General features: G+C 63.9%; 14 protein-coding genes. 10 read left to right on the top strand and 4 right to left on the bottom strand.

The features are described from left to right. Positions 1 to 184: 184 nt before the first annotated feature. The gene (locus ACGHN1_RS13885; protein ID WP_390551457.1) at positions 185 to 1,393 is read left to right on the top strand and encodes a hypothetical protein; all 1,209 of its coding nucleotides are present in this window, start codon (positions 185 to 187) and stop codon (positions 1,391 to 1,393) included. A 63-nt stretch (positions 1,394 to 1,456) separates the two neighbouring features. Here the strand turns inward: ACGHN1_RS13885 and ACGHN1_RS13880 are convergent, their stop codons facing one another. Continuing rightward, positions 1,457 to 2,173 carry an NYN domain-containing protein gene (locus tag ACGHN1_RS13880; protein WP_390551456.1) on the bottom strand — a complete coding sequence of 239 codons (717 nt, stop codon included), beginning with the start codon at positions 2,171 to 2,173 and terminating at the stop codon, positions 1,457 to 1,459. Between the two features lie 36 nt (positions 2,174 to 2,209). After that, positions 2,210 to 2,860 (bottom strand): carbonic anhydrase, encoded by a 651-nt coding sequence (locus tag ACGHN1_RS13875; RefSeq protein ID WP_390551455.1) that lies wholly within the window; start codon positions 2,858 to 2,860, stop codon positions 2,210 to 2,212. A 61-nt stretch (positions 2,861 to 2,921) separates the two neighbouring features. Here ACGHN1_RS13875 and lipA point away from each other — a divergent pair, with 61 nt between their 5' ends. Together lipA and ACGHN1_RS13865 are read left to right on the top strand one after the other, a co-directional pair. After that, positions 2,922 to 3,866: a lipoyl synthase gene (gene lipA, locus ACGHN1_RS13870; RefSeq protein ID WP_390551454.1), complete on the top strand. Its 945-nt coding sequence runs from the start codon at positions 2,922 to 2,924 to the stop codon at positions 3,864 to 3,866. Next, complete coding sequence (locus ACGHN1_RS13865; RefSeq protein ID WP_390551453.1) at positions 3,866 to 4,333, top strand: type II toxin-antitoxin system RatA family toxin; 468 nt, start codon at positions 3,866 to 3,868, stop codon at positions 4,331 to 4,333. Before lipA ends, ACGHN1_RS13865 begins: the two co-directional genes overlap by 1 nt. On the opposite strand, the gene ACGHN1_RS13860 is transcribed toward ACGHN1_RS13865, so the two are convergent. Beyond that, positions 4,288 to 4,851 carry a CinA family protein gene (locus tag ACGHN1_RS13860; protein WP_390551452.1) on the bottom strand — a complete coding sequence of 188 codons (564 nt, stop codon included), beginning with the start codon at positions 4,849 to 4,851 and terminating at the stop codon, positions 4,288 to 4,290. The genes ACGHN1_RS13865 and ACGHN1_RS13860 overlap by 46 nt on opposite strands. Then, positions 4,848 to 5,996 carry a bifunctional 2-C-methyl-D-erythritol 4-phosphate cytidylyltransferase/2-C-methyl-D-erythritol 2,4-cyclodiphosphate synthase gene (locus ACGHN1_RS13855; protein WP_390551451.1) on the bottom strand — a complete coding sequence of 383 codons (1,149 nt, stop codon included), beginning with the start codon at positions 5,994 to 5,996 and terminating at the stop codon, positions 4,848 to 4,850. Before ACGHN1_RS13855 ends, ACGHN1_RS13860 begins: the two co-directional genes overlap by 4 nt. Before the next feature lie 73 nt (positions 5,997 to 6,069). Between ACGHN1_RS13855 and dusB the strand changes: the two genes are divergently transcribed. From dusB to hflX, 7 genes are all read left to right on the top strand, one after another. Continuing rightward, positions 6,070 to 7,089, top strand: coding sequence for a tRNA dihydrouridine synthase DusB (gene dusB / locus ACGHN1_RS13850; protein WP_390551450.1), 1,020 nt, complete (start codon positions 6,070 to 6,072; stop codon positions 7,087 to 7,089). Further along, complete coding sequence (locus ACGHN1_RS13845; protein WP_390551449.1) at positions 7,086 to 8,156, top strand: nitrogen regulation protein NR(II); 1,071 nt, start codon at positions 7,086 to 7,088, stop codon at positions 8,154 to 8,156. The genes dusB and ACGHN1_RS13845 overlap by 4 nt, the downstream gene beginning before the upstream one ends. Next, positions 8,153 to 9,565, top strand: a complete 1,413-nt coding sequence (locus ACGHN1_RS13840; protein ID WP_390551448.1) for a sigma-54-dependent transcriptional regulator — start codon at positions 8,153 to 8,155, stop codon at positions 9,563 to 9,565. The genes ACGHN1_RS13845 and ACGHN1_RS13840 overlap by 4 nt, the downstream gene beginning before the upstream one ends. 61 nt (positions 9,566 to 9,626) lie before the next feature. After that, positions 9,627 to 11,867 (top strand): ATP-binding protein, encoded by a 2,241-nt coding sequence (locus ACGHN1_RS13835; protein WP_390551447.1) that lies wholly within the window; start codon positions 9,627 to 9,629, stop codon positions 11,865 to 11,867. A gap of 9 nt (positions 11,868 to 11,876) precedes the next feature. Continuing rightward, positions 11,877 to 13,262, top strand: coding sequence for a sigma-54-dependent transcriptional regulator (locus tag ACGHN1_RS13830; protein ID WP_390551446.1), 1,386 nt, complete (start codon positions 11,877 to 11,879; stop codon positions 13,260 to 13,262). 153 nt (positions 13,263 to 13,415) lie between these two features. Beyond that, a complete protein-coding gene (hfq, locus tag ACGHN1_RS13825) occupies positions 13,416 to 13,979 on the top strand; it encodes an RNA chaperone Hfq (RefSeq protein ID WP_390551445.1) in 564 nt (187 codons plus the stop codon). Then, on the top strand, positions 13,964 to 15,307 hold the full coding sequence (gene hflX / locus ACGHN1_RS13820; RefSeq protein ID WP_390551444.1) for a GTPase HflX: 1,344 nt from the start codon (positions 13,964 to 13,966) through the stop codon (positions 15,305 to 15,307). Before hfq ends, hflX begins: the two co-directional genes overlap by 16 nt. The last annotated feature ends 3 nt before the right edge of the window (positions 15,308 to 15,310 follow it).

Below are 15,310 nucleotides of genomic sequence, written 5' to 3'. Positions count from 1 at the left end.
CGACAGTAGTCTAGAAAGTCGGACATATCCAAATTCAAAAGCACATTCATCGGCAAGCGGTTTCGTTGCTTGAGAGTGGCCGGTCGTCAGCCTTTATGGGAGATCACACATGATTTTTGCGCGTTTCAAACCTCACCGCGGCAGCGTGTCTGCCTTGGCGACTGCGATTGCCCTCATGGGCGGTATGGCTCTGGCAGCAACCGCGCTGGAAGCACCTGCGTACGCGCAGAAAAAGGACGGCGAGGCGGCGGCCAAGAATTACTCGAAGGGGTTCATCGCGGCATACAACCCGGTCAAGGAACTGCAGGATGCGGCGACCCCCGACACCGCTGCGCTCACCGCTGCCGTGCCTTCACTCGTCGCGGCGATTGAGACCGAGGACGATCGCTTCGTCGCAGGCAATACGATCTTCTCGATCGGACGCACCACGGAAAACCCCGAACTGCAGTATCAGGGCGTGACCATGATGTTGCAGAGCGGCAGGGTTCCAGCCGAAAATCTGGGACAATACAATATGGTCGCTGGCCAGCTGGCCTATAACAGCAAAAATTTTGCGGACGCCCGCACATATTTGCAGGCTGCCTATGACGCGGGCGAGACGGATCCCGACCCGCGGATGCTGATAGCGGAATCCTATTTCGCGAACGATCAGTACGCCGAAGGGCTCGCCATTCTCGATGGCGCGATAGAAGAGCGCAAGGCGGCCGGGCTGCCGGTCGAAGAATCGTGGCTGAAGCGCGGTCTCACGATAGGCTATCAGAACGATCGGGCGGCCGATGCGATGCGCTATGCCACCTGGTATGCGCAGGACTATCCGAGCCAGGCGGTATGGTCCGATGTGGTCGCCGTCGCCCTCAACATGAGCGACTATCAGGCACCTGAAGTGCTCGATTTGCTGCGCCTTGCACTTCGGCTCGACGCGATCCAGCAACCGCAGTTGTATCACGAATACATCGAGGCGGCCGATCCGCGGCGGCTTCCCGGCGAAGTCGTCGCCGTGATCGATCGGGGCTGGAATTCCGGTGTGCTCGAGCGCGACAATACCTTCGTGACCACCTCGCGCGCGGAAGCGGCGGCACGTGTCGATGCTGATCGTGCCGACCTCCCGGCGATTGCCAGCGAAGCGCGCGCGGCCGATGCATCGCTTACGACCGTTCTCGCTGCTGGCGACGCTTTTCTCAGCTACGATCAATCGGCCGAGGCCGAAGAATTCTATGCCAAGGCGCTGGGAATGGCCGGGGCTGACAAGTCTATGGTCCTGACCCGCCTGGGAATAGCTCAGCTGAATCAGGGAAAGACCGCCGAGGCAAAGGCTAACTTCGCTCAGGTGGAAGGTCAGCGGCAGCCGATCGCGCGCTTGTGGAGTGTCTACGCCGACCAGCAGGGCGTTTGATACCCTCGCCGGTCCATTTGGAGACAGAGGCGCGGAGCGAAGAACTCCGCGCCTCTTTTCGTTTCAGCGCAACCGTTTGACGTAGATCTGGTTGTCGTCGCGCCGTTCCAGCTTGAAATTGTCGAGCGAACGGAAGAGGTCGCTGAGGCTCTTGAAACCGTAGTTGCGCACGTCGAAGCTCGACCGGTTCCCTGCGATCTGGCCGACCTGCTGGAGCTTGGCGAACCCCTCGTCATCGCGCTTCGCTTCCTTGTAGGCGGCGCCGATGAGATCGGTGAGATCGGCGTCCAACGTACGCGCGCTCTGGCTGGAGCCGCCGCTGTCTTCCTCGGCGGCGTTGGAGATCAGCTGGTTGATGTCGATGAACCGCGTGCAGACCGATTTGAACGCCTGCGGTGTCTTGGACTCGCCGAAGCCGTAGACCACGATGCCGTCCTGCCGCAGCCGGGTCACGAGTGGCGTGAAGTCGCTGTCGGACGTCATGATCCCGAAGCCGTCGACTTTGCCTTGGTAGAGAAGATCGATCGCATCGATCGTCATCGCCATGTCGGTGGCGTTCTTGCCCTTCGACACGTCGAACTGCTGTTGCGGCCGAATGCCGAACTTGTTGGTGATCTTGTCCCAGCGCGCCAGATTGTCCTTGGCGAAATTGCCGTAGGCACGGCGGATGTTGACCTGGCCCAGTTCGGCCATGACGGTCAGCACCGGATCGATCCCCTGCGGCGTGGTGTTGTCCGCATCGATCAGCAGGGCGATGTTCTTGAGTGTCAGGTCGGTCATCGCGGAACCATGACCTGCCCGACCGGCCGGGGCAAGTCAGGAGACTGGGGCGAACTCTCCGGTTGCTTCGTCCAGCAGGTGGAGCAGGCCGTCGGATATGGCGAAATAGGCTCCCCTAAGAGTAACTTCGCCTGACGGTTCCTTGTCCTTGATACAGGGAAAGGTCCGCAGATTGGCGAGGCTCACCTTGACCGCGGCAAGCTCCATAGCCCGTTCCGCTTCGCGCCCCGTGGTGCCGAGGCTTTCGGCGATCGCATCGCGCACCGGGTCGAGCATGTCGATCCAATTGGCGACGAAGCCGCCTTTGCCGAGTGGGTTGCCGTGCAGATCCTGCGTCAGCGCGGCCTGGCAGCCACCGCACATGCCGTGGCCCATGACCACCACCTCGCGCACCTTGAGAAACTGGACGGCGAATTCGAGCGCCGCCGAGACACCATGCTGGCCTGGTGTCGTCTCGTAGGGTGGAACCAGCGCGGCGACATTGCGGACCACGAAGAGTTCGCCCGGCGCGACGTCGAAGATCTGCGCCGGATCCACCCGGCTGTCGGAACAGGAAATGACCATGGTCTGCGGCGACTGGCCTTCGCTCAGCGCGCTCCAGCGTTCGCGCTCTTCCTGCCAGTGTCCTTCGCGAAAGCGCCGATATCCGTCGATCAGCGTGTCGAGGGCGGGGGAGGGTTTCTGCATGGGGTTGCTCTGCCGCGCGGCATTGCCACTGGCAAGGGGCATCCCTAAGTGGTGGACAGCAATGAACGATCTATCTTCCGCACCATCGCCCCAGGACAGCCGTCGCGAACCGCGCCAGCGCAAACCCGACTGGATCCGGGTCAAGGCGCCCGTCAGCAAAGGCTATCACGAAACGCGCAAGCTGATGCGCGAGCTCAATCTCAACACTGTCTGCGAGGAAGCGGCCTGCCCCAACATCGGCGAATGCTGGGACAAGAAACACGCCACCGTGATGATCCTGGGCGATGTCTGCACCCGCGCTTGCGCCTTTTGCAACGTGAAGACCGGCATGCCCCGCATTGTCGATCCGCTGGAGCCGGACAATGTCGCCGTGGCCGCGGGCGAGATGGGGTTGAAGCACATCGTGATCACCAGCGTCGACCGGGACGATTTGCCCGACGGCGGCGCGGGCCAGTTCGTCAAGGTGATCAAGGCGCTGCGGCGTGAGACCCCCGAGACGACGATCGAGATTCTGACACCCGACTTTCGCGGGAAGATGCGCGCCGCGGTCGAGGCGATCTGTGAGGCGGGGCCCGATGTCTACAACCACAATCTCGAGACCGTTCCACGGCTCTATCCGACGATCCGGCCCGGTGCGCGATATTACGCCTCCCTGCGGCTACTGGAGGAGGTGAAAAGCCACGATCCGATGATCTTCACCAAGTCCGGCATCATGTTAGGGCTCGGCGAACAGCGGCTCGAGGTTCATCAGGTGATGGACGACATGCGCAGCGCCGATGTCGATTTCATCACCATGGGGCAGTATCTCCAGCCAACCCCCAAGCACGCGGCGGTCGAAGACTTCGTCACGCCCAAGGCCTTCGCGGCCTTCGGGTCGATCGCACGCGCCAAAGGCTTCCTGCAGGTGGCCTCAAGCCCGCTGACCCGGTCGAGCTATCACGCGGGCGACGATTTCGCCGAAATGCGCGCCGCGCGGGAGGCAAAGCTGGCGAAGCAGGCCCGCTGATGCCCGGCATCCGCGAGACGCGCAAGCTCCCCTACAGCTGCGAGCAGATGTTCGATCTGGTCGCCGATGTCGGTCGCTACGGCGAATTCCTGCCCTGGGTCGTTGCGACGCGGGTACGCTCGGAGAGCGAGACCGAATTGGTTGCCGACATGCTCGTCGGATTCAAGGCGATCCGGGAGAAATTCACATCGCGCGTGGCGAAGGATCGGCCGCGTCAGATCGACGTCCACTATGTCGACGGGCCGCTGCGCGATCTCGACAACAATTGGACCTTTTCCCCGACCGCGGACGGTGGGTGCGAGATCGACTTCTGTGTCGACTTCACCTTTCGCAACGCGGTGTTCGAGGCGTTGGCGGGGCAGTATTTTGACCGTGCCTTCCGCAAGATGGTCGCCGCCTTCGAGCAGCGGGCGCACGATCTCTACGGGTTGGAATCGGCGCCCGGTGCGTCATCCGAAGCGACTTGATCCGGCAGTAGCAGTTCAAGAGCGCACAGCGTCGCCTGCCGCCGTATCGCGGCCCGCGATCCGCCGTCGAAATGCCGAAGCTCGCCGTCGGGCTTGCTGCCGTCGCCGCGCTCCACCTTGGCGAAGACCACCGTGCCGACAGGTTTCAGCGCCGTGCCGCCCTCGGGTCCCGCCACGCCGCTGATCGCCACCGCGACATCGGCGCCGCTTCGATCGAGGGCGCCTTTGGCCATAGCCCAGACGCAGGCGATCGAGACCGCGCCGAAGGTCTCGATGATCTCGCTCGATACCCCCAGGCATTCCATCTTTGCACCGTTCGAATAGGTGACGTAGCCGCGGTCCAGCACCGCCGAGGAACCGGGGATTTCGGTCAGTGCCGCTGCAACCAGCCCGCCGGTGCAGCTTTCGGCCAGCGCGATTGTGCGACCGGCAGCGCGGTTTTCTTCCACCACCCTGAGGGCGAGAGCCTCGATCTCGTCGGGCAGGAGAGCGCCTTGCTCCATGGGGGCCTCCGTCATTTGCGGACCACCGTGGCGACGGCCTGGGCGGCGATCCCTTCTCCACGACCGGTGAACCCGAGCCGCTCGGTGGTGGTGGCCTTCACGCTCACCGCGGCTATGTCAACGCCGAGCAGCTCGGCGATCCTTGCGCGCATCGCGTCGCGGTGGGGGCCGATCTTGGGTGCTTCGCAGATGATCGTGAGATCGATATTGCCGATCCGGTATCCCGCCTTTGCCACGAGTTGGACGGCATGGACGAGGAAGCGATCCGATCCCGCCCCCTTCCATTGCGGGTCGGACGGGGGGAAATGGGTTCCGATGTCACCAGCGCCGACCGCACCGAGCAAAGCGTCGACCAGCGCATGGAGTGCAACGTCCGCGTCGCTGTGCCCGGCGAGCCCCTTGTCGTGATCGATGCGGATTCCGCCGAGCCACAACTCCTCGCCGGTAGCGAGGCGGTGCACGTCGAACCCCGTCCCGGTGCGTATGGCAGGCAGATCGTCCATGAAATCCTCCGCGAAAGTCAGTTTCTTGAGCCGTTCGTCGCCCGAGACAAGCGCGACCGTCCCGCCAGCCGCAATGAGAACCTGGGCGTCGTCTCCCGCTGTGAAGCTACCTACCCATACGCGGTGGGCGTCGAGGATGGCGTCGAAGCGGAAAGCCTGGGGGGTCTGTACGCGACGCAGTTCGTCGCGCTCGGCCTTGCCCTGCATCAACCCGTCCCGCGCTACCGCCAGACTATCGACGACGGGCAGCACCGGGATCGCCCCTTCGGCATCCTCAAGGGCGTAGAGCAGCTTTTCGACGACCTCTCGTGAAAGATCGGGCCGAGCTGCATCGTGGATCAGCACGAATTCATGCTCCTGCGCCGTCAGAGCAGCGAGCGCGTTCCGAACCGAGGCTTGCCGCGTGTCGCCCCCCCCGACGAGAACGATGCGCGGATCGGTACCGGCCGCGGAGATGGCCGTGTCCACCATCCCTGGCGGCGCCGCGACCACGACTGTCCGAGCGCCGTATTCGAGCAGCGCATCGACCGAATGGCGCAGGACCGGCTTTCCCCGCCAGTTCGCGAATTGCTTCGGCACGCCCCGGCCGGCGCGCTCGCCCTTCCCGGCGGCGACGACGATGGCTGCGAACGGGGGCAGGGGAGGGGCCTCGGCCATGGCGTCGCGGGCTAGCGGCTTGCCCGAATTGCTGCAATGCACTAAGTGCCTGCCCAATTCTTAGGCAACCAAGATGACCCAGCCTCCGCGCCCTCCCATGCCGCCGAAGCCTATCGCCGTCGGCCCGGTCACGATCGACACGCCGGTGATCCTGGCGCCGATGACCGGCGTTACCGATCTGCCGTTCCGGCGGATGGTGCGGCGCTATGGCTCCGGCCTCAACGTCACCGAGATGATCGCCAGTGAGGCTGCGATCCGCGAGACGCGGATCAGCATTCAGAAGGCCGAATGGGACCCGATCGAGGAGCCGGTGTCGATGCAGCTGGTCGGCTGCGATCCCGCCAGCATGGCGGAGGCTGCCAAAATCCAGCAGGGCAAGGGCGCGGCGATCATCGACATCAATTTCGGCTGCCCGGTTCGCAAGGTGGTCGGCCAGCTGGCGGGCTCCGCCCTGATGCGTGAAGTCCCGCTGGCAACGAAGCTGATGGAAGCGACCGTCAAGGCGGTGGACGTGCCGGTAACGGTCAAGATGCGGATGGGCTGGGACCACGCCGATCTCAACGCGCCCGAACTCGCACGGATTGCCGAGGATCTCGGCGTAAAGATGGTCACCGTCCACGGCCGCACGCGCAACCAGATGTACAAGGGCTCGGCCGACTGGGCCTTCGTTCGCAAGGTCAAGGATGCGGTGTCCATCCCTGTGATCGCCAATGGCGACATCTGCACCGTCACGGACGCGGCGAAGGCGCTCGATCAATCGGGTGCGGACGGGCTGATGATCGGGCGCGGGGCCTACGGCAAGCCGTGGCTGCTCGGACAGGTGATGCATTGGTGGCGCACCGGCGAGACGCTCGATAGTCCGGACTTCGACGAGCAATACGCCACCCTGATCGAACACTACCGCGACATGCTCGAACTTTACGGCCCAGAGGTCGGGACCAAGATCGCGCGCAAGCATCTGGGCTGGTACACCAAGGGCCTGCACGGATCGGCAGAGTTTCGCAATCGCGTGAACTTCATCGACGATCCGCTTGAAGTCGTCGGTGAACTCGAACGCTTCTACGAGCCGTTCCTGCGTCGGCGAGCCGCGTGATCTCCCCGATCCAACCGCCCGATGCGGCGGTGCAGATCGCGGCGCTGATCTTTGCCGTATTGCTGGTCGACGAAGAGCTCACGGTGCGCGAGGCCAATCCGGCCGCGGAAGACATGTTCGGTCGAAGTGCTGCCCGGCTGGCCGGCGTACCGCTGTTCGACCTCTGCCACTCGGGCGACACCCGGATCGTCGAAAGCCTGAAAGAGGCCGAAGGGCAGTTCATCGCGCGCGGCACGACGCTTTCGTGCTCCGGCCGCGACATCTTCGTCAATCTTACTGCCTCACCGATCGCGTCCCACCCCGGATGGCGCGTCATAACCATGTCGGAAGTCGGTTCGGCCCAGGCGCACGAAGAAATTGTCGGCAGCGAGACCGGGGCGCCATCGATCCTTGCGCACGAGATCAAGAATCCGCTGTCGGCGATACGGGGCGCCAGCCAGCTTCTGGCGCGGCGGTCCGAACCGCAAAACCTGCCTTTGGCCGAGTTGATCGGTTCCGAGGTCGATCGAATCGCGGGCCTCGTCGATCGCATGCAACAGCTCGGCCGCCGCACCGTCGAGCCACTCGGTCCGGTCAATCTGCACCAGGCCGTGCGCAACGCCATGGCGACGGTCAGGGCCGGGCGGCCCGAGGGGCCGGCGCTGACCGAGGAATTCGATCCCTCGCTTCCCGCGGTTCTCGCCAACCGGGAGGTGCTGGAACAGGTACTGATCAATCTGCTCGCCAATGCCTGCGACGCAGCGGGCGCGGGCGAGGGCGCGGTGGTCCAGGTACGCACCCGTTTCGTCAGCGACCTGGTGATCAAGGCGATGACCTTCGGACGGGCACTGCGCCTCCCGATCGAGATCACGGTGAGCGACAACGGCGCAGGTATCCCCGCCGAACTTCGCGATCATCTGTTCCGGCCGTTCGTGACCAACAAGCCGCAAGGACAGGGCCTCGGGCTCGCCTTGGTGCGCAAGCTCGTGAGCGACATGGGTGGGCGGATTGCCCACCGACGCGACGATGCGGCGGGGCTTACGCAATTCCGCATCAATCTGGCCGCAGCGACGGAGGAGACGACATGAGCGGACGGGTGCTTCTGGTCGAGGACGATGTCGGGATCGCCACCGTGATTCGCGAGGCTCTGCAGGACGAAAAATTCGAAGTCGTCGCCTGCGACAGCATCAAGACGCGCGACGCGCTGCTGGCACGCGAACGTTTCGACGTCATGCTGACCGACGTGGTCCTGACCGATGGCGACGGTCTGGAAACCATCGCGGCCGTGCGGGACGCGGCGCCGGACATGCCGGTGATCGTGTTGTCGGCGCAGAACACGCTCGATACCGCCGTGCGTGCGAGCGATACCGAGGCTTACGAATATTTTCCCAAGCCCTTCGATCTCGACGAGCTGGCCCGCGCGGTCTTGCAGGCGACGTCCAGCCGGGCTGGTCCGTCGGAGGAAGTGCAAGAGGATGGCGATGGGCTTCCCTTCATCGGCCGCAGCATGGCGATGCAGGGCGTCTATCGGATGATCACCCGCGTCCTGCGCAACGATCTGACCGTGCTGGTTACGGGCGAATCCGGTACGGGAAAGGAACTGGTGGCCGAGGCAATCCATCAGCTGGGGTCGCGTAAGACCGGACCGCTAATTGCCGTGAACGCGGCCGCCATCCCGCGGGACCTGGTCGAGAGCGAGCTGTTCGGCCATGAAAAGGGGGCCTTCACCGGCGCGGTTTCGCAAGCGATCGGGAAATTCGAACAGGCCCATGGCGGAACGCTGTTCCTCGACGAAATCGGGGACATGCCGGCCGAGGCCCAGACGCGATTGCTGCGCGCACTGCAGACGGGAAAGATACGCCGTATCGGCGGGCGGCAGGAAATCGCCGTCGATGTCCGCATCATCGCCGCCACCAACCACGCGCTCGAACCCTTGATCGCAAACGGCAGCTTCCGCGAGGATCTCTATTATCGCCTTGCCGTCGTGCCGATCCATCTACCGCCCCTGCGCGATCGCAAGGAAGACATCGGTGCTCTTGCGCATCATTTCCTGGAAGAGGCGCAGCGGGTAGGTCTGCCCCGCCACACGATCGACCGGGCCGCGATCGAGGCGCTGGCCAGGCATCGCTGGCCGGGCAATGTTCGCGAATTGCGCAACGTGATCTTCCGGCTCGCATTGGTGGCGCGGGCCGACGCCATAAGCGCGCGCACGGCAGAAACGATGCTGGAAGGCGACCCAAGGCCCGAGACCGTCGCATCCCAGGACGGTTTCGAGCGGGCGCTACGCGAATGGCTGGAGGGCCGTTCGGTCTCCCAAGGTTCGCTCTATCAGGAAGCATCGGCGGCGTTCGAGAAACCGCTTTTCGAGCATGCCCTCCGCTCGACCGACGGTAATCAACTTCGTGCAGCACACCTGCTCGGCATCAACCGCAACACGTTACGCAAGCGTCTGGGGGAGCTGGAGATCAACCCAGGCGATTTCACCAGCCGGGGATAAAGGGCAACTCGTCGAATAAATACTTGCACGAAAGCAACACGAGCGTTGTAAGTGTGCCACGATGGCGACCCAGACGCAGTCAGGAGAGCAACGAGATCAACCGGCGCAGACTCCGCGCTGGTTGCGGCGCTTCGTGGTGACGTCGCGGCGGTCGAACATTTTTTTGTGGTTGGAGATCAGCGCGGCTGTCGCGTTCCTGTTGATGGTCGGCAGCACCTATGCGGCTTTCACGACCGCTCCGCCGGACGGGCAGTTGCTTCCGTCGGGCCAAGTCGCCACCCTTCTGGTCGGCACCCTGGTTCCCGCGATGGCTTTGCTGGTCCTGCTTGGGCGCCGACTGGCCTTGCGCCGCGCGGCGGGGAGCACCGCGCGACTCCATGTCCGCCTCGTCTTCCTCTTTTCGCTTATCGCGGCGGTTCCCACTCTGATGGTGGCGGCCTTCGCGGCCTTTCTTTTCCAGTCGGGGGCGGATTTCTGGTTTTCCGACGCGTCCCGCGGGCTGATGGAGAATGCCAACGAACTCGCGGAGAGCTATTACGAGCAGAACCAGGTCGATGTCGGCGACAACACCATCGCGATGGCAGGAGATCTCCGGTTCTACCTCGAGCGGGGCGAATCCCTGGTCAGCGAGAACTGGCCCTCGCTCTACCGCTATCAGGCCGAGCCGCGCGACATCACCGAAAGTGCAATCCTCCAGGCGATGCCCGACGGCAGTCTGCGCACCGCCTTTCTTTACGGCATCAGCGAAGGCAACGATCCGACGCGGTTCGTCGAACAGTCGCTTGGCGCGCTCGATAGCGGTCAGCTGGTGGCGATCCGGGGCGGGCCGGTGCGGATCGAGGCGGTCGCGCCGATCGACCGGGCAAGCGGAATTTTTCTCTACAACGCGCGGAGTTCGGAGGCGGAATCGTTTCGCAGTTGGGAAAGCGCCAAGTCGATATCTTCGGCCTACGACGTGTTGACCCGCCGGGCTCGCGCGCTGCAGCTGCGTTTCAATCTCGCACTGTTCGTGGTCAGCCTGGCCCTCGTCGGGCTCGCGGTGTGGTTCGCTTTGCGCTTCGCCGACCGGCAGGTCGAGCCTCTTACCGACCTCGTCGCCGCCGCGCGCAAGGTGGGTGCCGGCAATTTCGCACTGCGGGTCGAGGGGCGCACGGGAGGCGACGAGATCGGCCTGCTCAACCGCGCATTCAACCGCATGACGGCGCAGCTCGAGAAGCAGACGGATGCGCTGGTGACCGCCAACAGGCAGATCGAAGAGCGGCGCAGTTTCATTGAAGCCGTGCTTGAATCGGTCAGCGCCGGCGTCGTCTCGATCGACAGGGACGGCCGCATTCTGCTGATGAACGGCCCGGCCCAGGCGCTTCTCATTGCCGATGGGGAAGGGCAGGGAGCTTACCCGCATCTTTCGGACCTCGTTCCGCAAATCGCGGCGATGGTCGAAGCCGGCCTGCCGCAGGGGGTGGTCAGCTATTCGAAGGGAGGCGATCTGCTGACCCTCGCCGTCAAGATCGGGGCGGAGCGCGATGGGTACGTCATCACCTTCGAGGATATCACCCGACAGCTGCTCGACCAGCGGCAGGCTGCCTGGTCCGATGTCGCGCGGCGGATTGCCCACGAGATCAAGAACCCGCTTACTCCGATCCAGCTCGCTACCGAGCGGCTCAAACGCCGCTACCGCAAGCAGATCGAGCAGGACGGCGAGCTGTTCGACGAACTGACGAACACCATCGTGCGGCAGGTCGGTGATCTCAGGAAGATGGTTGACGAATTCTCCAGCTTCGCTCGCCTGCCCAAGCCCGTTTTTAGGACCGAGGACCTGCTCGACCTCGTGCGCCAGTCGCTGTTCCTTCAGGAAGTGGGGCATCCGGGGATCGACTATCGTCTGGCGGGAGAAACCGACGCGGCGATCAGGGTGAATTGCGATCGCCACCAGGTCGGACAGGCGATCACCAACGTGCTCAAGAACGCCGCCGAGGCGGTCGAGGCCCGCGCGCGCAGCGCGGAGCCCGATTATCGCGGACGCATTACCCTGACAGTCGAAAACGACGACAATCAGACCAGGGTCAGCGTCGAGGACAACGGCATCGGCCTTCCGGCCGACCGCGAGCGGATCGTGGAGCCCTATGTAACCACTCGCGAGAAGGGGACCGGCCTCGGCCTCGCGATCGTCAACAAGATCGTCGAGGAACATGGGGGCGAAATGACCTTCGGCTCGCTGGAAGAGGGGGGCACGCGGGTTACCCTGTCCTTCGCCCACGATCCGCTGCTCCGCGGTAGCAACAACGCCAAGCGCAACATCTGAGGTAGGACGATGGCACTCGATATCCTGATCGTCGACGACGAACGCGACATCCGCGAACTGGTGAGCGGGGTCTTGAGCGACGAAGGCTACGAATGTCGGACCGCCGGCGGCAGCGTGGAGGCGCTGGAGCTTGTCGATGCAAAGCGGCCCAGCCTCGTCCTGCTCGACGTCTGGCTACACGGCAGCCCCATGGACGGGCTCGAGATCCTCGACGCGATCAAGGCTCGCGAACCCAACCTGCCCGTCATCATCTTTTCGGGGCATGGCAATATCGACACCGCGGTGTCGGCGGTCGGGCGCGGAGCGATGGACTTCATCGAAAAGCCTTTCGAGGCCGAACGCTTGCTGCACCTGGTCGAGCGCGCCACGGAGACCGAGCGGCTGCGGCGGGAGAACTCCCGGCTGAAGAGCGACGTGTCGGCGGGCGAGGAATTCACCGGAAATTCGGCTGCAATTACCGCCGTCCGGGCAACGTTGAAGCGGGTGGCGAACACTGGCAGCAGGGTGTTGATTTCAGGACCGGCGGGGGCGGGCAAGGAAGTTGCGGCCCGCCTCCTTCATGCATGGAGCCCGCGTGCCGACAAGCCCTTCGTCATCGTCAACTCGGCACGAATAACCGCAGAGCGCTTCGAACACGAATTGTTCGGCGAAGAGGCGGAAGGCAAGCTGGTCCGCGCAGGGCTTCTCGAAATGGCCGACGGGGGCACGCTTTATCTGGACGAAGTCGCCGACATGCCGCTCTCGACCCAGGCACGCATTCTCAGGGTTCTGACCGAACAAAGCTTCGTGCGGGTCGGGGGCACGCGACAGGTCGGGGTCGATGTCCGGGTGGTCTCCTCCACGGCGCGCGACCTCCAGGCACAGATGGAAGAGCAGCAATTTCGCGAGGACCTCTTCTACCGCCTGAATGTGGTCCCCGTGACCATTCCCTCGCTGGCCGAGCGGCGCGACGATATCCCGGCGCTCGCAGAACATTTTTTCACTCGCTATGCCGCCGAACAGGGGTTGCCGGCGCCGACCATCGGCGAGGAAGCGATGGCTGCGCTTCAGGCCTACGATTGGCCCGGCAACGTCCGCCAGCTGCGCAACGTGGTCGAACGCACCATCATCCTCACTCCGCGCGAGGAGCTCGAGACCATCGAGGTCGACATGCTGTCGGGAGAGGTCACCGGTGGCAAATTGGGCGGTGGAAGTGCCATGACCACGCTGATGGGCGCTCCCTTGCGCGAAGCGCGGGAAAATTTCGAGCGCGAGTATCTCTCGGTGCAGATCCGCCGCTTCTCCGGGAATATTTCGAAGACCGCGAGTTTCATCGGCATGGAACGATCGGCACTGCACCGTAAGCTCAAGCTGCTCGGCATGGTGGAACGCAAGGCCGGGCAGAGCAAGAATTGAGAGAATGACCTGCGGAACGCTACGCCGGGCAGCACGTTTGACGCTCGGGGAAACAATCCACATCCCTGGCTTCAACCGGAAATGCGCAGGGCGCCTGCCGTTTCCAGACCGCGGAACTCGGCGACAATCCGCCAACAATCGGGAGGCAGTTCAATGCCTGGTGAAAGAACGCTAACGGCGCGGCCCAAGCCGCCGAAGCCCGAAGCGAGCGAGCAGCCCCAAAGCAAGGGCGGGGGCAAGGGCGGGGGCAAGCCCCCGAGCCTGCAGGATGCATTTCTCAACCTGCTGCGCAAGAACAAGGCGCCGGTGACCATGTTCCTCGTCAAGGGCGTGAAGCTGCAGGGCATCGTCACCTGGTTCGACAATTTCTCGATCCTGCTGCGGCGGGATGGGCAGTCGCAGCTGGTCTACAAGCATGCGATCTCGACGATCATGCCGGGTTCGCCGGTCGATGCGAGCCAGTTCGCGAGCCAAACGCAGAATTCCAAACAGCGGCTGCTGCAGGACGTTTTCCTGACTCGCGTCAGCGAGGCGGAGGCTCAGGTCACCATGTTTCTGGTCAATGGTGTCATGCTGCAGGGCAAGATCGCGGCATTCGATCTCTTCTGCATGCTTCTCGAGCGCGAAGGCTTCGTGCAGCTGGCCTACAAGCACGCGGTTTCGACAATCCAGCCCGAAACCGCGGTCGATCTGTCCGACGATTGGGAAGGCGATTAAAGCTGAGTTTCGACCAAGACGATCTGCTGGGTGAGGTCACCCGCGGCGCGCGGGCGGTGGTCGTGTGTCCGCATATTCGAGCCGTACGCACCGATCTGGGGATCGATGCGCGTCTCGAAGAGGCGCGCGGGCTTGCGCTGGCGATTGGAATCATCGTCGCGGACAGCTTCGCGCTGCCGATCCGGGACGTTCGACCGAATACGCTGTTCGGCGCCGGACAGGTCGAGAAGATCGGTACGGCGTGCGAACTGTCGGATGCCGAACTGGTCATCGTCGACGGGGCCCTCAGTCCCATCCAGCAGCGCAATCTCGAAGAAAAGCTCGGCCGAAAGGTCATCGACCGGACCGGTCTGATCCTAGAAATCTTCGGCGAGCGCGCGGCGACGGCGGAAGGTCGACTGCAGGTCGAGCTCGCCCATCTCGACTACCAGCAGAGCCGCCTCGTGCGCAGCTGGACCCACCTCGAGCGGCAGCGCGGCGGATTCGGCTTCCTCGGCGGGCCGGGCGAGACCCAAATCGAGGCCGACCGGCGGATGATCCGTCAGCGCATGGCCCGGCTGCGCAAGGAATTGGAACAAGTGCGCAAAACCCGCGCGTTGCATCGCGAACGGCGGGGCCGGGCCCCTTGGCCGGTGGTTGCCCTGGTTGGCTACACCAACGCCGGCAAATCCACCCTGTTCAACCGGCTCACGGGGGCCGAAGTGATGGCAGAGGACTTGCTGTTCGCCACGCTCGACCCGACGATGCGGGCGATCTCTCTGCCGGGGGTGGAAAAGGCGATCCTTTCCGACACGGTCGGTTTCATATCCGATCTGCCGACCCAGCTCGTCGCCGCTTTCCGCGCGACGCTCGAGGAAGTGACCGCCGCCGACGTCATTCTCCATGTCCGCGACATGAGCAACCCGGACGCTGCGGCGCAGAAGGCGGAGGTGCTGGACATCCTTCGCGATCTCGAAATCGTCGACGAGGAAGAGAGCCGCATCCCGATTGTCGAGGTCTGGAACAAATGGGACGCCCTGTCGGCGGAGCAGCGAAACGAGCTCGCACCATCGCCTCGCGATGCAAAATCGACCGTGGCCTTGTCGGCCCTGACCGGGGAAGGGGTGGAGGAGCTGACGACATTGCTGGGAGAGCTGCTCACCGAAGAGGCGGAAACGCACGAATTCTCGATCCCGGCATCGCAGGGCCGCCGGATCGCGTGGCTGTATTCGCACGGCGAGGTCCTCGACGACGAGGATGGCGGGGTGGGCGAGGACGGACCGCTGCGAGCCATCAGCGTGCGGCTGAACCCCAAGGAGCTCGGCCAGTTCGAGACGATGGAGGGGTAAGCT

The organism is Qipengyuania sp. MTN3-11 (genome assembly GCF_042851825.1).
Classification (GTDB): domain Bacteria; phylum Pseudomonadota; class Alphaproteobacteria; order Sphingomonadales; family Sphingomonadaceae; genus Qipengyuania.
This window is presented reverse-complemented; position numbering and strand designations above follow the sequence as displayed.